Source organism: Allorhizobium sp. nf9_anc (assembly GCF_056323085.1).
On the sequence record NZ_CM150481.1, the window covers coordinates 3819552 to 3840000 of the forward strand.

Genomic DNA, 20449 nt, shown 5'->3' on the forward strand with positions numbered 1-20449 from the left:
TTGGTCAGACAATCTGACCGCCTGCGTGTCAGGGGAGTGATACGCTCGGAGGATTTTCATGTTCGTGGCTTTGGAGCCGCGCCGGCTTTATCGCCAGGTCGCGGAGCAGATCCGTGCACTCATCGAAACGGGTGAATTGAAGCCCGGCTCGCGGCTTCCACCCGAGCGCGAGCTCGCAGACCGCTTTTCGGTCTCAAGACCGACTGTCCGCGAAGCGCTGATCGTGCTCGAGGTAGAAGGACATATTCAGATCCGCATGGGCTCTGGTGTCTATATCAGCAGCCGGCCCCGGCCGACACAGGAGGCGATCGACCATGATGACAGCGAAGGACCGCTGGAAATCCTGCAGGCGCGCTGTCTGATCGAAAGCGGCATCGCGGAAGAAGCCGCAAGGCTTGCGACGGCGGAGGGACTCAAGCGTATCGACGCCATTCTGGAGCGCATGGAGGGCGGACTGGACGATGGCGCGGTGGCGCTGGCATGTGACCGCGACTTCCATACGGCGATTGCCGACATCATCGGCAATTCGGCGCTCAAGCACTTCACCGGCCTGATCTACGACTCGCGCATGTCGCCGTATTTCAAGAAGCTGGCCAGCTATTTCGAGGGGCCACATACCTGGAAGCTGGCGCTCGAAGAGCACCGCATCATTCGCAACGCAATCGCAGCCCGGGACCCAGATGGTGCCCGAGAGGCCATGCGGCGTCATCTGACGCTGGCGCAGAAGAGATTCTCGGAAAGCTTTGAGGAGGAGCCGACTAGAGAAGACTGACCGTTCAGGCCTCGCGCCCACGGTTTTCCAAAGAGTTCTGTTTCAATGGGAGGAATACATGAAACTGACACTTAAGACGCTTCTTGGAGCAGCGGCAGTGATTGTCGCATCCACTGTCTCGGTCCATGCCGAGACCGTTCTGAAATGGGCCCATGTTTACGAGACGTCGGAGCCCTTCCACACGGATTCCGTCTGGGCGGCAGAAGAGATCGGCAAGCGGACCGAAGGCCGGTACAAGATCGACGTCTTCCCGGCTTCGCAGCTCGGCAAGGAAGCCGACATCAACCAGGGCCTCAAGCTCGGCACCGTCGACATCATTATCTCAGGCTCGAGCTTTGCCGCACGCGACCACAATCCGATCGGCGTCACCTATTACCCCTACATCTTCCGCGACCCGAGCCATCTCCTGGCCTACACGAAAAGCGACGTCTTCAAGAAGCTGACTGCCGGCTATGAAGAAAAGACCGGCAACCATATCGTCGCGGTCAGCTACTACGGAACGCGGCATACGACATCAAACCGCCCGATCGGCAAATGCGCCGATATGGAAGGCTTGAAGATCCGCGTGCCGGATGTGCCGGCCTATCTGGCGATGCCGCGGGCCTGCGGCGCCAACACAACGCCGATCGCCTTTGCGGAAGTCTACCTCGCCCTTCAGAACGGCACGGTCGAAGCCCAGGAAAATCCGCTGACGACGATCGAGGCCAAGAAGTTCTACGAAGTCCAGAAGAACATCGTGCTCACCGGCCACATCGTTGACCACCTGAACACGGTCGTTTCCAAGACCCGTTGGGCAAGTCTGTCGGATGAAGATAAGGCGATCTTCACCGAGGTCATGCTGGAAGCAGCGGCCCGCACGACGAAGACGATCGAAGCCCGTGAAAAGGCGCTGGTCGACGAGTTCAAGGCAAAGGGCATCACCGTGACCGAAGTCGACAAGGCTGACTTCGAAGCGAATGTGATCGCCAAGGCGAAGTTCGAGGACTTCGGCTACGACAAGGCTGATTGGGAAGCCATCCGCGCCATCAAGTAAAGGCGCCGTCCCGGCGCCCGCTAGGCGCCGGGACCCATTTTCAAATCATCTAGAATTGGAGCCGACCCATGACGGAGCACCCGCACGCGCCGATCAGTGTGGAGGAGATGGCGCATGCTTTCGAGGAGGAAGCGGCACCGGTCGATCTTTCACATCACGCCATCGAGGACTGGGTAACGCTGGCAGTCTTCTGGGGCATGGGCCTATCCGTGTTTTTGCAGTTCTTTACCCGCTACGTACTGAACAACAGCTTTTCCTGGACCGAGGAAATCGCCGCCAACTGCCTGGTCGTGGTCGTGTTCATGGGGTCGGTCATGTGCGTGCGCACCATGCGGCACATCCAGGTGGATTTGCTGTACCGCTTCCTGCCAACACGGGCGGTCAGGGTGCTCGAAACGGTCGTGGACATGATCGGCATCGCCTTCTTTGCCTACATGAGCTGGCTGATGTGGCGCTATCTGGAGATTGTCGGCGGGGAGCGCATGGTCACCGTGGACCTGCCGCGCGGCATCGTCTTCTACACTGTCTTCGCAGCCTTCGCCCTGATGTTTGCCCGCTCTGTCCATAACCTCGTCAAGGATCTGACGGGCACGAAAACCGCGCGCCAGAAGGCGCAGGAAGACATCAACGCAGGGGGGATCTAAAGCATGCTGCTTCTCATCGGATCCTTTCTGTTTCTTTTGATCCTCGGCACGCCGGTTGCCGTGTCCATGGCCGTCGCATCGCTCGCCTATCTCGTGATTTATGGCGTTGCCCCCGATATCATTGCGGCCCAGCGCATGATTGCCGGTGTCGAAAGCTTCCCGCTGATCGCAGTGCCCTTCTTCATCCTGGCCGGCAACCTTATGAACATTGCCGGGGTGACGGGCCGAATCTACAAGTTCGCCCTGTCCCTCGTCGGCTGGATGAAGGGTGGCTTGGCGCAGGTCAACATCATCGGCTCGGTGGTCTTTTCCGGCATGTCCGGCACGGCACTTGCCGATGCCGCCGGCATCGGGACCATCGAAATCAAGGCCATGAAAGACCATGGCTATCCGGTGGAGGCTGCCGTTGGCGTTACCGCCGCCTCGGCCACGCTCGGGCCCATCTTTCCGCCATCTCTGCCCTTCGTCATTTACGGCATGATGGCCAATGCCTCGATCGGGGCGCTGTTCATGGCCGGGATCATTCCGGGGGTCGTCATGACAGTCCTGATGATGCTGACGGTTTACATCTTCGCCAAACGCAAGGGCTGGGGCTCCGACACGCCATTCGAGCTGAAGCAGTTGCTGGCTGCTTCACTGGAAGTGGTGATCGTCCTCGCTTTCCCTGTCGCCATCTATCTGATGATCCTCGCAGGAATGTCGGTCAATATCGCGGTGCTGATCGGGCTTGCGGTTCTCGTGGCGCTCGACTGGTATTTCGACTTTTCCGCGGTCATGGCGCTGATGACACCCGTGTTGCTGATCGGCGGCATGACGATGGGCTGGTTCACGCCGACAGAGGCGGCCGTCGCTGCCGTTCTATGGTCGTTGTTTCTCGGGCTCGTCCGCTACCGGACCATGACGGTCAGAACGCTGGCGAAGGCTTCGTTCGACACAATCGAGACCACGGCCTCGGTACTGTTCATCGTGACTGCCGCGTCGATCTTCGCCTGGTTGCTGACGGTGAGCCAAGCGGCACAGCTGTTCGCGGACTTCATGTTCAGCCTGACCGACAATTGGTGGATGTTCCTGATCATCGTCAACATCCTGCTTTTGGTCGTCGGGGCCTTCCTCGATACCATTGCCGCCATCAGCATCCTCGTCCCGATCCTCATGCCGATTGCTGCCCGCTACGGCATCGATCCGGTGCATCTCGGCGTCATCATCACCCTCAACCTGATGATCGGGCTTCTGACCCCACCCGTCGGCATGGTGCTGTTCGTGTTGTCGCGTATCTCCAAACTGTCAGTGGAAAAGACAACGCTCGCCATCCTGCCCTGGATGATCCCGCTCTTCCTGGCGCTTGGTCTCATCACCTTCATCCCAGCCATCACCATGTGGCTGCCAACGCAACTCGGTCTCATCCGTTGATCGGCTGGTCCGCTTCGGCGGGCCGGTCACCGTCTTGAACAAAAGGTCTCTTTGCGATGCAAACCCGCGTTGTCCGCCTTCATGCCGAACGCGACCTGCGCGTTGAGCATCTCGATTATCCGACATGTGGCGCCGGTGAGGTTCGACTTGCGATGGCAGCAGGTGGCATCTGCGGCTCCGACCTGCATTACTATCAGGATGGCGGCTTTGGCCCGGTCCGCGTCCGCGAACCCATCATTGCCGGTCACGAAGCCTCCGGCTTTGTGGAGGAAATTGGCGACGGTGTTTCGGGCGTTGAACTCGGACAACTGGTGGCGGTCAATCCCTCCCAACCCTGCGGCCAGTGCCAATACTGCCGGATCGGGCAACCCATTCACTGCCTGGACATGCGCTTCATGGGCTCGGCCATGCGTCTGCCGCATGAAGACGGCATGTTTCGTGAGCACTTGGTCGTGCCGGCCATTCAATGCCATCCGGTCGGCGGCGACGTCACACCGGGAGAGGCGGCCTGCGCAGAGCCGCTGGCGGTGTGCCTCCATGCAATCGCCCAGGCCGGCGATCTCAACGGCAAGGCCGTTCTTGTCACGGGCGCGGGGCCGATTGGTCTCCTGACCGTGGCTGCCGCCCGTCATGCAGGTGCTGGCCAGATGGTGGTCACGGATCTGGCTGATTCCGCCTTGTCGCGGGCGCACTCTATGGGTGCCACGCAAGCCATCAATGTGAAAAGCGAGCCGGACGGACTTTTGCCCTTCACGGCGCACAAGGGCTATTTCGATGTGGTGTTCGATTGCTCGGCGGCTGGACCTGCCCTGCGCTCCGCTTTTGCGGCCATCAAGCCGCGGGGAATTCTGGTCCAGGTCGGCGTGACCGGCGACGTCACTATTCCCCTCAACGCACTGGTCGGCAAGGAAATCGTCTGGCGCGGCTCGCAGCGGTTCCATGAGGAATTCTCTGAGGCCGTCGCCTTGATCTCGACCCGCCAGATCGATGTGCGTCCGATCATCTCGCACAGTTTCCCACTCGATGCGGTGGTGGAGGCCTTTGAACAGGCCGGTGACCGCTCGAAGGCCTGCAAGGTGCAGATCACATTTCCACAGACGCATGAAAGCCTAAAGGACGAGACATGAGACATACCTGGCGCTGGTTCGGCCCCATCGACAAAGTCAGTGTGAGAGATGCAGCCCAGGCGGGCGCCGAGGGCATCGTGTCGGCACTGCACCACATCGCAACCGGCGAGGTCTGGCCAGAAGACGAGATTGCCAAACGGCATGACGCGATCCGCGCCGGCGGTTTGGTCTGGGATGTGGTCGAGAGCATTCCGGTGTCCGAGGATATCAAGACGCAGACCGGCGACTGGAAGCGCCACATCGCCAACTGGCAGGAAACGCTCAGACGCCTGTCGGCTTCGGGGATCCGAACGGTCTGCTATAACTTCATGCCAATCCTCGACTGGACGCGGACCGATTTGCGGTGGGAAACTGGTCACGGCGCCAAAGCCATGCGCTTTGATCTCGTAGATTTCGCAGCCTTCGACATCCATATCCTGAAGCGACCCGAGGCTGCCGCGGATTATCCGGACTGGCTGACCGACGAGGCCGCGCGGCGTTTCTCCGGCATGGAGGACGCCAAGATCACGGCCCTCGGAAAGAACATAGGTGCCGGCCTGCCGGGCTCTGCCGATGGCTATACGCTCGAGCAGTTGCTTGAGAAGCTGCGCTCCTACCAAGGCATCAACCGCGAACGGCTGCAGCAGAACCTCGTCGATTTCCTGAGCGAAGTCGCGCCGGTCGCCGAGCAGGTCGGCATCAATATCTGCGCACACGGCGATGATCCGCCCTGGTCACTGCTCGGCCTGCCGCGCATACTTTCAACAGAGGCCGACTATGCGCACATGCTGGATGCCGTTGATCTCCGCGCAAACGGCGTAACCCTGTGCACCGGATCACTCGGCGCGCGCCCTGACAATGACCTGCCTTTTCTTGCCAAGCGCTTTGCCGACCGCATCCACTTCGTCCACCTTCGCAACGTGACTCGTGACACCGACACGGTCCCTTGCTCCTTCTTCGAGGATGAGCATCTGGAAGGCGGGACCGACATGGTGGCCGTGATCGCGGCCCTGGTGACGGAGGAGACGAGACGGCGCAAGGAGGGGCGTGAAGATCATCAAATTCCGATGCGTCCCGACCACGGGCAGGAAATTCTCGATGACCTGACACGTGGTGCACAGCCGGGCTACCCCGCCATCGGCAGGCTTAAGGGCCTGGCAGAGCTTCGCGGCATCGAGCGCGCGCTGTCGCATGCCCAATACGGACTGGGAGGCTGATGTTGCAAAGGCTCTCCAGCACTGCCGGGCTTCCGGATACGGTTCGTCAACCGCGGTTTGACCGGACGGGACTGAAACCCGGCATCGTGCATTTTGGGATCGGCGCGTTCCACAGGGCGCATCAGGCGGTGTTTACGCAGCGTGCTCTGGAAGCCCAATTCGGACATTGGGGCATCATTGCCGTCAACCTGCGTTCGCCCGAACCCGTCGCGGCACTCGCCGCCCAAGATGGGCTATACTCCGTCACGACGCGGAGCGAGGCGGGGGATCAATCCGAAGTCATCGGCGCGACCGTCGACTGGATCTGTGCCGCGTCCGACCGCGCTCGTGTTCTATCGGCCTTGGCCGATCCGGCGATCCGCATCGTGACGGTCACCGTGTCGGAAAAAGCCTATGGCCTTGATCCAACAACGGGCGGGTTGGACCACGCTCATCAAGCCATTGCCGCGGACTTGGAGAGGCCAGATGCGCCTGTTGGTGTGCTGGGCTTTCTCGTTGAGGGCCTTGCCCTGCGGCGCGCGGCGGGACTCGCACCCTACACGGTCCTCTGTTGCGACAATCTACCATCCAACGGCAAGGTCGTGCTCCGCCTGGTTCTGGAGATGGCCCAGTTGCGCGATCCCGCGCTGGCCGATTGGATCGCGGACAAGGGTCGGTTCCCCTGCTCCATGGTCGACCGGATCGTGCCCGCCGCGACCGACACCACCCGGCTTCGTGCCGAGAGACTGCTCGGAGCCCAGGACGCACTGGCAATCGACACAGAGCCATTTTTGCAATGGGTCATAGAGGATGACTTCGTTTTCGGGCGCCCCGCCTGGGAGGCCGGCGGCGCAATCTTCGCCAGCAATGTCGAGCCCTACGAGAAGATGAAGCTGCGATTACTCAACGGCACGCATACGCTGCTTGCCCATCTTGGGATCCTTGGAAACCTCGACTACATTCGCGACGTGATGGCCGTACCGCATCTGGCGGCAAAGGCGCGAATGCATATGGAGGAGGTTGTCTCGACGCTCGATCCAGTGCCCGGCATCGACCTTGCCGCTTATATCGACGATCTCCTGGCGCGCTTTTCCAATCCGACCATAGACCATCGCAATATCCAGATCGCGCTCGATACGACGCAAAAATTACCGCAGCGGCTTTTGGCGCCCACAGTCGACATGCTGGCGAAAGGTGAGACAGCGGCAGCGACCGCCTATGCAGTGGGGGTCTGGATGGCATCGGTGAAGAAGCGAGGCGATTGCGGCGATCCCCGTCGCAGTGAGGTCCTTGCGGCAGCGGTAAGCATGAACGCCACAGACCCCTCCGCACCGTTTTTTGCCATCCCCGGTCTTTTCCCACCTGAACTGATTGCCGCACGCGACTGGCGCGATCGGACAAACGCAGCGATCCTGTCGTCCTAGCTGATGCGGCCAGAATATGGAGAAGCGAGAAACAACGACTTGCAGCCAGAAGGTCAGTGAGGCCTACTTGCGCGGCAGATGATGGGACTAGGTCGAGCGCAAAGCATCGACCTGCTCTGTCGTTAGCGGTCGCAAACGCTCGCCTCGTAGCATCAGGAATAGCTTGGCGGTCTCTTCCAGTTCTTCCATCGCATACTGTGCTTCCTTCAACGTCTTGCCCGCAACGACGGGGCCGTGGTTGGCCAGAAGGACCGCATGGCTGTGCTCAGCCCTTTCGCGCACGGCTTCGGCGAGCGCTGCGTCCCCTGGCGGAAAGTAAGGGGCCATCGGCAAACGCCCCACCCTCATCACGTAATAAGCCGTTAGCGGCGGCAGAACGTCATTGGGATCAAGCCCGTCGAGGATACTAACCGCGACTGCATGGGTGGAATGCAGATGCACGACCGCGCCCGAGCTTTCCCGCGCGCAATACATGCACTGGTGTAGGAAGGCTTCCTTGGTCGGCTTATCGCCGCCGACATGGACGCCCTCGGCGGTGAATTTCGACAGTCGGCCGGGATCGAGCGATCCCATCGAGGCATTGGTCGGCGTCATCAGCATCTCGCCATTCGAGAGCCGCGCGCTGATATTGCCGGTCGAGCCGAAGGTGAAGCAGCGATCGAAGAGGGATTTGCCGACCTCGGCGATCTCGTCGCGCAGGCGGGTTTCCTCGGAAAGGATTGACGTCATGGCAGGAGGTCCCAGGCCTTGAGGAAGAAATCGGGTGCACCGAAATTGCCGGACTTCAGCGCCAACGCCATCGGCTCCGTCTGTCCGAGCGTCAGCGTCCAGGGCACACCGGGATCGATCTCCGGACCGATGAAGAGCGCGTCGGGTGCCAGCGCGCCGACTACGGCGCCCGAGGTCTCGCCACCGGCGACGATCAGGCGACGGACACCGGCGGCCTTGAGGCCAAGCGCGGTCTCGGCGAGGAAATGCTCGATCAGCGATCCGGCCCTCTCGCGACCGAGGGCAGCCTGGGCTGCCTTTACCTCTTCCGGTTCGGCACTCGAATAGATCAGTGGTGCCCGTGCCGACTGGGCCAGCGCCCAGGAAAGAGCCTGCTCAACCCGGAAACGTCCCTCGGCGATCTCGATAGGATCAAGCTTGAGCGCGGGCACGCCCGCCTCGATCGCCGTGCGGATCTGGCCGCGGGTCGCTTCCGAACAGGATCCGGCAAGGATCATCGACCGTCCCGCCGGCGCGGAAAAGGCGAGCGCGTCTCCAGAAGAGCGCAAGCGGCCGGCGCGACGGAAATTTTCAGGCAGACCGAGCGCTATACCGGAGCCGCCGGTGATCAGGGTCAGTCCGGCAGCGGCCTCACCGATCACCCGGAGATCGGCATCGGTCAACGCATCGACGACCAGCGCCTGTTCGCCCTTGTCACGCGCAGCTTCGAAGGCTTGCGCGACGGCTGAAGCTCCCTGCCCGACCGTTTCACGGGTCACCAGCCCCACCTTCAGCTGCGACTGGCCGGCCATCAGGCGAACCAGCGAGCTGTCGGTCATCGGGGTCAGCGGATGATTGCGCATCGGGCTATCGGACAGCAGCTGGTCGCCGACAAACAGATGACCCTTGTAAATGGTTCGGCCATTGGCCGGGAAAGCCGGGCAGACAATCGTCAGCTCCGTGCCGAGCGCCTGCATCAACGCCTCGGTGACGGGACCGATATTGCCTTCCGGACTGGAATCAAAGGTCGAGCAATATTTGAACAGGAACTGCATCGCACCCGCCGTTTGCAGGAAGGAGAGGGCTTCGAGCGACATGGCGACAGCTTCAGCTGCAGGATTGGTGCGCGACTTCAGCGCAACCACCACCGCGTCGACGCCCGAGAGATCAAGGCCGGCCTTGGGAACGCCGATCGTCTGGATGGTTCGCATGCCCTCCCGTGACAGCATCAGGGCAAGGTCGGTGGCTCCGGTCAGGTCGTCGGCAATGGCGCCCAAAAGCATGGTAGTCTCCGGTGAAGTGGCGCGCGGTCAGGCCGTTGCGCCGTCGATGATGGCGAATCCGGTATCGATGATCTGCGCTTCGCCCGGCCGTTCGGCCTGAGCGAGCAGCGCTTCGACCGCTGTCTTGCCGATGTTGAAACGGTTCGAGCGGACCGTCGACAGGGGCTTGGGCAGCGCCTGGCCGATCTCCAGTCCGTTGAAGCCGAAAAGGGCGAGCCGCTCGGGCACCGGGATACCGGCGCCCAGACAATGCATGAAGCCACCGACCGCCATGTCGTCATTGGAGAAGACGACGGCATCGGCCACAGCGCCATCGGCCAGCAGACCGGCCAGCGTGTCGCGGCCGGCAATCGTTGAGCTCGGACCGTCATGGCGCTTCTCGACGGAGAGCGACAGGCCGGCTTCAGCCAGCGCTTCGCAGAGGCCGTCATAGCGGGCGCGGGCGCGGCGGTCGGCTGTCCAATCGTGACCGACATAACCGATACGGCTGTAGCCGCGCCGTACCAGATGCTCGGCTGTCGCGCGACCGGCCCGGCGGTGAGACAGGCCAACCGCCAGATCGATCGGCGTATCGTCGATGTCCATAAGTTCGGCAATTCGAATGCGGCTGTTCTCCAGCATCCGGCGCGCAGCGTCTGTGTGTTCAAAGCCTGTGGTGATCAGGGCTGTCGGCTGCCAGGCGAGCAGCGAGGAGACGAGCTGCTGCTCCTTGCCGAGATCATAATCGGTGACGCCGATCATCGGCTGATAGGGCGTGTCGGCGAGACCGGCATGGATGCCGCGCAGCACCTCAGGAAAAACGATGTTGGAGAGAGAAGGCAGGATCACGCCAATGATCAGCGAGGCCGAGGAGGCGAGCGAACCGGCCGCCCGGTTGGGCACGTAGCCGAGCGTGTCGATGGCATCGAGAACGCGCTTGCGGGTTTCCTCCGCAATCGAGCCTTTGTTGCGGATGACCCGTGACACGGTGTTCTCGCTGACATTCGCCAGGCGAGCCACATGAGTGAGCGTCGGCGTCTCCGGCTGCATTCGTTTCGTCTCCTCCCCTGCCGCATTGCCCGATTGGCCAAGACGGCGACACGCGATCTGCTCTTCAGGACCGTGCCATAAACTTTATCTCAGCGCTAACATATTTCGCTTGATCGTGGCTAGAGGATGTGCTTAAAAAATTATGTTAGCGCTGAGATTAGCGCTTTCTGGGAGATTATACTTCGGGAGGAGTTCACCGTGAGAACCTTTAACAAGGCCGCGCTTGCAGCGTCGGCCGCGATGCTCTGCGTCTTCAGTTTCACTTCGGCGGTCCGTGCCGAAGATACCCATCGTCCGGAGTGCTTCTCTGCAGCACCCGACAATGCCAAGGTCATCAAGTACGAGAAGCGGGACGGCCCTTATAAGGTTGCCTTCGTCAACGGATTTGCCGGCAACGACTGGCGCGTCACAGCCATCCAGGGCGCCAAGGCCTGGGCAGCACGTGCAGAAAACAAGGCGAAGCTGTCCGAATTCACCGTCGTCTCGGTTGGCAATGACAGTGCTGCCCAGATCGCTGCGATCGACAACTTCATTGCCGCCGGCTACGACGCGATCACCTTCATCGCCGTCAACCCGACCGCCTTTTCCTCCGTCATCAAGCGCGCCGAACAGGCCGGCACAGTGCTCGTGCCCTTCGACAACGTGCTCGACACCGATGCCATCGTCCAGGTGAACGAAAACCAGTTCGAGCTCGGCGCGATGAAGGCGGAAGCCGTCGTGCGTGAAATCGAGAAGGCCAAGGGCAAGGTCGAGGGCAGCGTTCTCGAAGTCTCCGGTCTGCCGGGCAATGCGACCGACCGCGACAACCATCTCGGCATGCGCTCCGTGCTCGACAAGCATCCGGGCCTCAAGGTCGTCCAGGTGGTTGGCAACTGGGATGCCGGCACCGTGCAGAAGGTCACCGCCGACGCGATCGCCACCAATGGCAATTTCGACGGTGTGATGGTCCAGGAAGGCACGATCGGCGCTCTGAACGCCATGAAGAATGCCGGTCACCCGGTCGTTCCGATCGGTGGCGATGCCGGTAACGGCGCCCGCAAGCTGATCGCTGAAGGCAAGTATCCGGGCCTCACCGCAGCCCAGGCGCCAGTGATGTCGGCCGTCGCACTCGAAGCCGCTGTCTCGCTGCTCGAGGGCAATGCCTTGCCGCAGAAGGTATTCCTGCCGATCCCGAACAAGGACAATGCAGAGCTGAAGGAAGGCACTGACTACTTCCCGAACCTGCCGGACACCTTCTACACGACGACAGGCTATCCGAACTGCTTCCCGGTCTTCACCCCGGAAGAGCTGCTCGGCCAGACCCCCGACAATACCTGATCCTCCCGGCTGGACGGCGGTGCCTGCCCCCTTAAGGTGCCGCCGCCCGACCCATACCAGGACAATGCCAGAATGACGACAGCTCCACTCATCGAGCTTTCGGGGATTTCGAAGTCCTATGGGCCGATCCAGGCCCTGAAGACGATCGACTTTTCCGCCCGACCGGGCTCCGTGCACGCCATCCTCGGCGAAAACGGCGCCGGCAAGTCGACCCTGATGAAACTGCTTTCGGGGGCCATCCAGCCGACGACCGGCGAGATCCGCCTCGAAGGCAGGCCGATCCGGTTTTCCGGAACGCGCCAGGCCTCGGCCGCCGGTATCGTCTGCATGTTTCAGGAACTCTCGCTCCTGCCGACCCTCTCCGTCGGCGACAACATCACGCTTGCCCGCCCGCAAACACGCTTCGGCTTCATGCTCGCAAAAGCCTATGGGGAAGCGCGCGCGGCACTCGACCTGATCGGTGCTGAAAGTATCCATCTCGACACACCGGTCGAAGAGCTCTCGCTTGCTGACCGGCAGCGCGTGGAGATCGCCAAGGCGCTCTACCAGAAGCCGCGCCTGCTGATCCTCGACGAGGCGACATCCGCACTCGGCGCCACCGCCGTCGAGAAAGTGTTCACCGTCATCCGGAAACTGCGCGACGAAGGTTGCTGCATCCTCTTCATTTCCCATCGTTTCCACGAGGTCGAGGCTCTCGCCGACACGATCTCGGTTTTCCGCGCCGGACAGCATGTGCGTACCTTCCCGGCAGGCACGATCGACAACCAGAGCATCGTGTCGCTGATGATCGGCGAGACGATGGACCGGCTTTTCCCGCCACCGCGCCCGGTCGTGCCCGCAAACGTTGCGCCGCTTCTTTCCATCAAGGACTTGTCCTTCGCCGGTGAGCTCTTCGATGTCGGCTTCACGGTACGCCCCGGAGAAATCTATGGTCTCGGCGGCCTAGAAGGCCAGGGCCAACAGCGTGTTCTCGAAGCGGTCTTCGGCACACTCTCGGGCGTCAGCGGGTCGATCGAGCTTTCCGGCAAGGCCTATGAGCGCCGCTCGCCGCATCGGTCGAAGTCACCGGAGATCGGCATCGCGCTGGTTCCCGAAGACCGCAAGACCGAGGGCATGATCCAGCCGCTGTCGATATCAGACAATATGCGGCTTGCCGGTATCGGGCTTCACGGCGACAGCGAAGCGCTCGACGCCCGCTGCCTCGCCCTTCTCGAACGACTCGAATTGACCTATGGCCAGCTCTCCGATCCCGTCATGTCACTGTCGGGCGGCAACCAGCAGAAGGTGCTGCTTGCCAAATGGCTGGCGCTTGGACCACGCTGCCTGCTGCTGCTCGATCCCACCCGCGGTATCGACGTGAAGACGAAGGCGCAGATCTACCGCCTGCTCACCGACCTTGCCGGACAGGGCATCGCCATCGTCATGCAGTCAACGGATTACGAAGAGCTCGTGCATCTCTGCGACCGGGTCGCAGTCTTCTATCGTGGCCGCATCGCGCGAGAACTCAACGGAGACACACTGACGCCTGAAAACCTGATTTCAGCCGCCATGGGCCTCAGCACTGCCCAATTAGCGCCGGAGACCGTGCAATGACCGCGCTCTACATCCGACGCAACCTGCGCGTCATCATCCCGACCATCGCTTTCGTCGCCCTCTTCGTGCTCTACATCGCCACCCATCCGCGGGGGCTCTCCACCTATGTGCTGACGATCTGGTCGAACCAGTCGGCGCTCCTGGTGTTTGCTGCCTTCGCCCAGTTCTTCGTCGTGCTGGTGCGCGGGATCGATCTCTCGGTCGGTGCGGTCGTGGCACTCACCAACGTCACCGCTTCTTTCGTACTCGCGGGCGATGGCGGATCGCTTGTCTTCGGCATGGCTGCCGTTCTTTTGGTCGGCATGGCCTGCGGGTTGTTCACGGGTCTCTTCGTCTGCTTCGGCAATGTGCCGCCGATCGTCGCGACGCTCGCCACCGGTGCAATTTATTCCGGCATAGCGCTTTACCTGAGGCCAACGCCGGGCGGCGCGGTCAATTCTGAGCTCTCCGATGCCTTCACCTATGCCATCGGCCCAGTACCCACCTCTCTGGTGCTGATCATTGTCACCGTACTCGTGATCACCATCGTGCTGCGCAAGACGAGTTTCGGCATGGCGCTGAAGGCGCTCGGAGCAAACGAGCACTCCGCCCAGCTCACCGGCATCAACACCACCTCGATGCGCATCTCCGCCCATGTGCTCGGAGGGCTGATGGCCGGCATGGCCGGGCTCTACGTCTCCATGGTCACAATGACCGGTGACGCCGGCATCGGGCCCACCTACACGCTGAACTCGATTGCCGCGATCGTGCTTGGCGGTGTGTCGCTTGCCGGTGGTATCGGCACAGCAATCGGTGTCGCCGTTGGTGCCATGCTCCTGAAGACCGTCGCCTCGCTGATGTTCTTCTCCGGCCTTCCTCCCCTTGCCCAGCCCTTCTTCGAGGGGCTGATCCTGGCGCTCGCGATTGCCTTCGGCTCCGTCGGCGTGCTGCGTGTCCGCAACAAACTGAAGTTGTTCGCCCAATGACCGACCGCGCGATATCAGGGCCATCGAGGCCCAGCCTTCCCGTCGATCCTGCCGTTCTCGTTGTTGCCATCGGCTGCGGAGTGCTGCTGGCCGCTGGCGGAACCATTTTGCCGACATTTCTGACTGCAGGTTATCTCCTTCAGCAACTGCAGATCGCCTCTTTCCTCGGCATCATTGCGGCCGGCGCCACGCTCGTCATCCTGCTCGGTCATATCGATCTTTCGGTGCCGGCCGCGATCACCGCGATTGCCATTGTCACTACGACGGTCGCCGGCTCGCAGGATCCGACACTTGCCACTCTCGCCATTCCGATCGGGCTCCTCACCGGTGCCCTGATCGGCCTAATCAATGGCATCGGCGTCGCCTTCCTGCGCCTGCCATCCATGGTCTGGACGCTGGCGATGAACTCGATGCTGATCGGCTCTGTGGTCTTCTTCACCGGCGGCTTCAAGCCGCGCGGCATGGCCCCGCCACTCTCGATCACGCTGTCGCTTGAACGCAGTTTCGGCATCCCCAACGCCTTCCTGTTCTGGCTGGTGGTGATGTCAGCCATGTTTTACCTGCTGCACCGGACCGTCTACGGCAAATATCTGATCGCCATGGGCAATTCGGAAAAGGCCGTCTATCTCTCCGGCATTCGCGTGCGGCTCGTTACCACCCTCACCTTTGTCGTCGCCGGCGTATTCACGGCGATCGGCGCCATCCTGCTCGCCGGCTATGCCAACCAGGCCTATCAGGGCATGGGCGACCCCTATATGCTGCCCGTCATCACCGCCGTGGTCATCGGGGGCACGTCGATCATGGGAGGCCAGGGTGGATATGGCGGCACGATCGTCGGCGCCATCTTCATCACCCTTCTGTCCTCGATCCTCTCTGTGCTGCAGATGCCGGAAGCTTTCAGGCAGATTGTTTTGGGTGTCATCATTCTGGCCATGCTTTTGATCCGTGGCTACAAAAGGAGCCTTCGCTGATGTCTCACCTTCCGTCCGTCGCCGTTATCGGCCTCGGCTCCATGGGCCTCGGCATGGCTCGCTCGCTGGTCCGGGCCGGACATCTCGTGCGTGGCTTTGACATCAGTGCCGATGCGCTGAACGCGCTCAAGGCTGCCGGCGGCACCGCCGGCAGCAATCCAGGCGATGCTGTTGCGGGCGCCGATGTCGCCGTCATCGTGGTGGTGAACGCTGCCCAGACAGAGACCGTGCTCTTTGGCGAGAATGGTGTGGTCGCTGCCATGAAATCGGGCGGCGTCATCATTGCCTGCGCCACCATCTCGCCGGCTGAGGCCAAGCGCTTCGCAGCCCGTGTCGAAGAAGCAGGTCTTCTCTATGTCGATGGTCCGATCAGCGGCGGTTCGAAGAAGGCCGAAGCCGGCCAGTTGACCTTCATGGCCTCGGGCTCGGCCGCCGCTTTCGCCGCCGCCCGATCAGCGCTCGATGCGATGGCCGGAACGGTCTACGAACTCGGCGATCAGCCCGGCATCGGCTCATCCTTCAAGATCGTCAACCAGTTGCTGGCCGGCGTGCACATCGCCGCCGCCTGCGAGGCGATCACCTTCGCCAAGAGCATGGACCTCGACATTTCACGCGTCTTCGACGTGATCACCAAGTCGGCCGGCAACAGCTGGATGTTCGAAAACCGCATCCCGCATGTGCTGGAAGGCGACTACACGCCGCATAGCGCTGTCGCGATCTTTACCAAGGATCTTGGCATCGTCTCGGATATCGGTCGCCAGACGAAATTCCCCCTGCCGATTGCGAGCGCCGCCCTGCAGCTCTTCATCATGACCGAAGCCGCCGGCATGGGGCGCGACGACGACAGTTCGGTTGCGCGCCTTTTGGCAAAGATTGCCGGCCTCAACCTGCCGGGTATGGAAGACGAGGACTGACATGCCGAAGTTTGCCGCAAACCTGTCGATGATGTTCAACGAGGTTCCCTTCCTCGACCGTTTCGCGGCCGCAGCCGACTGCGGCTTTACGGCCGTCGAATATCTCTTCCCCTACGATCACCCGGCCGAACTCGTCGCCGAGCACCTGGAGGCGGCAGGCCTAGCCCAGGCCCTGTTCAACATGCCGCCCGGCGACTGGGCGGCAGGAGAGCGCGGCATGGCAGCACTTGCGGGACGCGAGGCGGATTTTGCGGCCACCCTGGACACGGCAATCGCCTATGCCAAGATCATCGGCACGCCGCTCCTGCACATGATGGCAGGCCTCGCGCCGGCGATGGATCCGCAAGCAATCGCCACCTATCGCGATAACCTAAAGCGCGCCACCGACCGCACAGGCGAAGCCGGCATCGGTCTCGTCATCGAGCCGATCAACGGTCGCGACATGCCGGGCTATTTCCTCAACGACTTCAACCGGGCAATCGACTTCATCAACGACATGGATGCGGCACATGTGAAGCTGCAATTCGACGTCTATCACCGGCAGATCCTGCATGGCGACGTGATCATGGCGCTTCGGCAGATGGCACCGGTCATCGGCCATATCCAGATCGCCTCTGTGCCCGATCGTCACGAACCCATGAGTGGCGAACTCGACGACCGCAGGATCTTCGCTGAGATCGATGCGATCGGCTACCAGGGCTATATCGGCTGCGAATATCGTCCGGCCGCCGGCACCCGTGAGGGGCTGGGTTGGATGAGTAGGCTCTAACCTTGCGGGGGACTTGGGTGCTATGCGTTACACAGATTGGTTCGAGATCATTGACCCGGCGTTCAGATCGCTGATCCTGCCGAATGTGCATGTCGACCTGCTCTACACAGGCGGGCGCTGGCTGGAGGGACCCGTCTACGTGCCGGCAGCACGCCATTTGTTGTTTTCGGACATCCCGAACAACAGGGTGATGCGATACGACGAGGTCAACGACACCGTCGCAACCTTCGAAGCCCCGTCGAATTTTGCCAATGGGCATACGCTCGATCGGGAAGGACGCGTGATCTCCTGCGAGCATCTGACACGACGTGTCACCCGCCGGGAGCACGATGGTAGCCTCACAACTCTTGCCGAGAGTTTCGGTGGCAAACGGCTGAATTCGCCAAACGACGTGATTGCCGACAGCAAAGGCAATATCTGGTTCACCGATCCAAGCTATGGCATCTCGACCCCTTATGAGGGGTCACTCGCGGAAAGCGAAATCGGAAGCCGAAACGTCTATCGGCTCACACCCGACGGGCAGCTTGAGGCCGTGATCACCGATCTGCAGCAGCCGAACGGGCTCGCGTTGTCGCGTGACGAAGAGACCCTATACGTGGTCGACAGCGGTGTTCAACCGGCTAAACTCATGGCCTACGCTTTGGATACATCGGCACAACCGGCCTCAGGTCTTGTGTTCTCCGAGTGCCCGAACGGCATGTATGATGGCCTTCGAATTGACAATGCGGGACATATTTGGACGAGTGCCGGCGATGGCGTCCATTGCCTTGGGGCTGATGGGAAGCTCCTCGGGAAGATCCTGATCCCCGAGACAGTGAGCAATGTCTGCTTTGGAGGACCGGAGAAAAACCGCCTTTACATCACCGCCACGCGCGCTCTGTTTGCTGTCTATCTCAATGTGAGAGGCTAGCTCGAGTTGACGCACCGGCCGTAAACGCAAAACCGCCCCCATCAGATGGAGGCGGTTGAGGATTAGTGTCGGTTGTTTTGGATGTTTTGGTTGCGGGGGCAGGATTTGAACCTGCGGCCTTCAGGTTATGAGCCTGACGAGCTACCGGGCTGCTCCACCCCGCGCCAAGAGCGCAACAACTGAAGTTGTAACGCTTAAGAGGTTCCACCAAGCAAAAAGGGCCGCTTGATGCGGCCCGTTGTTTCGGCTTGGGCCGATGCTGTGATCGAGAAGATTTTGGTCTTTGCTTTCGCAAAACCCGACAACATTGCCATTAGCAGACCTGGCAGCGACCTACTCTCCCGCGTCTTGAGACGAAGTACCATTGGCGCTGGGGCGTTTCACGGCCGTGTTCGGAATGGGAACGGGTGCAGCCACCCCGCCATGACCACCAGGTCGGCTAAGGGCAATGTTGTTGAGAAGCTGGTGAGGCGAACCTCTTTTACATGAACACGTATTTGGCATCATCGCCCGGATTTGTCCGGGCCGATGAGCATGGTCAATGAGAACGATCAAGCCAATCGGGCTATTAGTAACGGTAAGCTTCACTCATTACTGAGCTTCCACACCCGTCCTATCAACGTGGTAGTCTTCCACGGCCCTGATAGGGAATACTCGTTTTCAGGTTGGTTTCCCGCTTAGATGCCTTCAGCGGTTATCCATTCCATATATAGCTACCCTGCTATGCCGTTGGCACGACAACAGGTCCACCAGAGATATGTCCATCCCGGTCCTCTCGTACTAGGGACAGATCCTGTCAATATTCCTACACCCACGGCAGATAGGGACCGAACTGTCTCACGACGTTCTGAACCCAGCTCACGTACCGCTTTAATTGGCGAACAGCCAAACCCTTGGGACCTGCTCCAGCCCCAGGATGCGATGAGCCGACATCGAGGTGCCAAACAACCCCGTCGATATGGACTCTTGGGGGTCATCAGCCTGTTATCCCCGGCGTACCTTTTATCCGTTGAGCGATGGCCCTTCCACACGGGACCACCGGATCACTATGACCGACTTTCGTCTCTGCTCGACTTGTCAGTCTCGCAGTCAGGCGGGCTTATGCCATTGCACTCGACGACCGATTTCCGACCGGTCTGAGCCCACCATCGCGCGCCTCCGTTACTCTTTCGGAGGCGACCGCCCCAGTCAAACTACCCACCATACACTGTCCCGGATCCGGATGACGGACCGCGGTTAGACATCCATGACGATAAGGGTGGTATTTCAAGGATGGCTCCACAGAAACTGGCGTCCCTGCTTCAAAGCCTACCACCTATCCTACACATGCCGACACGAATGCCAGTGTAAAGCTATAGTAAAGGTGCACGGGGTCTTTCCGTCTGACCGCAGGAACCCCGCATCTTCACGGGGAATTCAATTTCACTGAGTCTATGTTGGAGACAGCGGGGAAGTCGTTACGCCATTCGTGCAGGTCGGAACTTACCCGACAAGGAATTTCGCTACCTTAGGACCGTTATAGTTACGGCCGCCGTTTACTGGGGCTTCGATTCAAAGCTTGCACCTCTCCTCTTAACCTTCCAGCACCGGGCAGGCGTCAGACCCTATACGTCGTCTTGCGACTTCGCAGAGCCCTGTGTTTTTGATAAACAGTCGCTACCCCCTGGTCTGTGCCACCCCATCATACTTGCGTACAAAGGGGTCACGCTTCTTCCGAAGTTACGCGTGCAATTTGCCGAGTTCCTTCAACATAGTTCTCTCAAGCGCCTTGGTATACTCTACCTGACCACCTGTGTCGGTTTCGGGTACGGTCTGTACGGTGGAGCTATTTCCTGGAACCGCTTCCCCGCCCAGACAATCCAATAAGTCTGAACGAGTTACGCAATCCGTCACTACCACCAGGCCCACGAATATTAACGTGGTTCCCATCGACTACGCATTTCTGCCTCATCTTAGGGGCCGGCTAACCCTGCTCAGATTAACTTTAAGCAGGAACCCTTGGTCTTTCGGCGAGGGGGTCTCTCACCCCCTTTATCGTTACTCATGTCAACATTCGCACTTCCGATACCTCCAGGGCCCCTCACGGGTACCCCTTCACAGGCTTACGGAACGCTCCGCTACCACGTGGATAAATCCACATCCTCAGCTTCGGTGCATGGCTTTAGCCCCGTTACATTTTCGGCGCAAAGACCCTTATTTAGACCAGTGAGCTGTTACGCTTTCTTTAAATGATGGCTGCTTCTAAGCCAACATCCTGGTTGTTTTGGGATCCTCACATCCTTTCCCACTTAGCCATGACTTGGGGACCTTAGCTGGAGGTCAGGGTTGTTGCCCTCTTCACGACGGACGTTAGCACCCGCCGTGTGTCTGCCGACTAGTACTCCCAGGTATTCGGAGTTTGGTTA

17 protein-coding genes, 1 tRNA gene and 2 rRNA genes (1 of these 20 running past the window's edge) are annotated in these 20449 nt (G+C 60.6%); 14 read left to right on the plus strand and 6 right to left on the minus strand.

What is annotated here, in order from left to right:
- Window positions 1-58 precede the first annotated feature (58 nt).
- The 7 genes from AC02Y0_RS18680 to AC02Y0_RS18710 all read left to right on the plus strand — a co-directional run bounded on the left by AC02Y0_RS18680 (window position 59) and on the right by AC02Y0_RS18710 (window position 7585).
- On the plus strand, window positions 59-772 hold the full coding sequence (locus AC02Y0_RS18680; protein WP_102020447.1) for a FadR/GntR family transcriptional regulator: 714 nt from the start codon (window positions 59-61) through the stop codon (window positions 770-772).
- A 58-nt stretch (window positions 773-830) separates the two neighbouring features.
- A complete protein-coding gene (locus AC02Y0_RS18685; protein WP_102020446.1) occupies window positions 831-1805 on the plus strand; it encodes a sialic acid TRAP transporter substrate-binding protein SiaP in 975 nt (324 codons plus the stop codon).
- Window positions 1806-1873: 68 nt separating this feature from the next.
- On the plus strand, window positions 1874-2449 hold the full coding sequence (locus tag AC02Y0_RS18690; RefSeq protein WP_476380390.1) for a TRAP transporter small permease: 576 nt from the start codon (window positions 1874-1876) through the stop codon (window positions 2447-2449).
- Between the two features lie 3 nt (window positions 2450-2452).
- The gene (locus AC02Y0_RS18695) at window positions 2453-3859 is read left to right on the plus strand and encodes a TRAP transporter large permease (protein ID WP_102020444.1); all 1407 of its coding nucleotides are present in this window, start codon (window positions 2453-2455) and stop codon (window positions 3857-3859) included.
- A gap of 56 nt (window positions 3860-3915) precedes the next feature.
- Window positions 3916-4986 carry an L-idonate 5-dehydrogenase gene (locus AC02Y0_RS18700; protein ID WP_476380392.1) on the plus strand — a complete coding sequence of 357 codons (1071 nt, stop codon included), beginning with the start codon at window positions 3916-3918 and terminating at the stop codon, window positions 4984-4986.
- Window positions 4983-6182, plus strand: a complete 1200-nt coding sequence (gene uxuA / locus AC02Y0_RS18705; protein ID WP_476380394.1) for a mannonate dehydratase — start codon at window positions 4983-4985, stop codon at window positions 6180-6182. The genes AC02Y0_RS18700 and uxuA overlap by 4 nt, the downstream gene beginning before the upstream one ends.
- Window positions 6182-7585, plus strand: a complete 1404-nt coding sequence (locus AC02Y0_RS18710) for a mannitol dehydrogenase family protein (RefSeq protein ID WP_476380396.1) — start codon at window positions 6182-6184, stop codon at window positions 7583-7585. The genes uxuA and AC02Y0_RS18710 overlap by 1 nt, the downstream gene beginning before the upstream one ends.
- A gap of 87 nt (window positions 7586-7672) precedes the next feature.
- On the opposite strand, the gene otnC is transcribed toward AC02Y0_RS18710, so the two are convergent.
- From otnC to AC02Y0_RS18725, 3 genes are read right to left on the minus strand one after another with little or no spacing between them, the layout of a single operon-like run.
- Window positions 7673-8314 carry a 3-oxo-tetronate 4-phosphate decarboxylase gene (gene otnC, locus AC02Y0_RS18715; RefSeq protein WP_476380398.1) on the minus strand — a complete coding sequence of 214 codons (642 nt, stop codon included), beginning with the start codon at window positions 8312-8314 and terminating at the stop codon, window positions 7673-7675.
- Entirely contained in the window at window positions 8311-9576 is a 1266-nt protein-coding gene (gene otnK, locus AC02Y0_RS18720; protein ID WP_476380400.1) for a 3-oxo-tetronate kinase, read from the minus strand. The genes otnC and otnK overlap by 4 nt, the downstream gene beginning before the upstream one ends.
- A gap of 27 nt (window positions 9577-9603) precedes the next feature.
- Window positions 9604-10605 (minus strand): LacI family DNA-binding transcriptional regulator, encoded by a 1002-nt coding sequence (locus AC02Y0_RS18725; protein ID WP_054149292.1) that lies wholly within the window; start codon window positions 10603-10605, stop codon window positions 9604-9606.
- A 198-nt stretch (window positions 10606-10803) separates the two neighbouring features.
- Here AC02Y0_RS18725 and AC02Y0_RS18730 point away from each other — a divergent pair, with 198 nt between their 5' ends.
- From AC02Y0_RS18730 to AC02Y0_RS18760, 7 genes are all read left to right on the plus strand, one after another.
- Window positions 10804-11922, plus strand: coding sequence for a sugar ABC transporter substrate-binding protein (locus tag AC02Y0_RS18730; RefSeq protein WP_476380402.1), 1119 nt, complete (start codon window positions 10804-10806; stop codon window positions 11920-11922).
- A 72-nt stretch (window positions 11923-11994) separates the two neighbouring features.
- On the plus strand, window positions 11995-13515 hold the full coding sequence (locus AC02Y0_RS18735; RefSeq protein WP_476380404.1) for a sugar ABC transporter ATP-binding protein: 1521 nt from the start codon (window positions 11995-11997) through the stop codon (window positions 13513-13515).
- On the plus strand, window positions 13512-14480 hold the full coding sequence (locus AC02Y0_RS18740; protein WP_476380406.1) for an ABC transporter permease: 969 nt from the start codon (window positions 13512-13514) through the stop codon (window positions 14478-14480). Before AC02Y0_RS18735 ends, AC02Y0_RS18740 begins: the two co-directional genes overlap by 4 nt.
- Entirely contained in the window at window positions 14477-15451 is a 975-nt protein-coding gene (locus tag AC02Y0_RS18745; RefSeq protein ID WP_476380408.1) for an ABC transporter permease, read from the plus strand. The genes AC02Y0_RS18740 and AC02Y0_RS18745 overlap by 4 nt, the downstream gene beginning before the upstream one ends.
- Entirely contained in the window at window positions 15451-16365 is a 915-nt protein-coding gene (gene ltnD / locus AC02Y0_RS18750; protein WP_476380409.1) for an L-threonate dehydrogenase, read from the plus strand. The genes AC02Y0_RS18745 and ltnD overlap by 1 nt, the downstream gene beginning before the upstream one ends.
- A gap of 1 nt (window position 16366) precedes the next feature.
- A complete protein-coding gene (otnI, locus tag AC02Y0_RS18755) occupies window positions 16367-17134 on the plus strand; it encodes a 2-oxo-tetronate isomerase (RefSeq protein ID WP_476380411.1) in 768 nt (255 codons plus the stop codon).
- Between the two features lie 22 nt (window positions 17135-17156).
- Window positions 17157-18044, plus strand: coding sequence for an SMP-30/gluconolactonase/LRE family protein (locus AC02Y0_RS18760; protein WP_476380413.1), 888 nt, complete (start codon window positions 17157-17159; stop codon window positions 18042-18044).
- An 87-nt stretch (window positions 18045-18131) separates the two neighbouring features.
- Here AC02Y0_RS18760 and AC02Y0_RS18765 read toward each other — a convergent pair.
- The 3 genes from AC02Y0_RS18765 to AC02Y0_RS18775 all read right to left on the minus strand — a co-directional run.
- Window positions 18132-18208, minus strand: a tRNA-Met gene (locus AC02Y0_RS18765).
- Between the two features lie 156 nt (window positions 18209-18364).
- Window positions 18365-18479: ribosomal RNA gene (gene rrf, locus AC02Y0_RS18770) — 5S ribosomal RNA — on the minus strand.
- A 112-nt stretch (window positions 18480-18591) separates the two neighbouring features.
- A 23S ribosomal RNA gene (locus tag AC02Y0_RS18775) occupies window positions 18592-20449 on the minus strand (it continues 942 nt past the right edge of the window).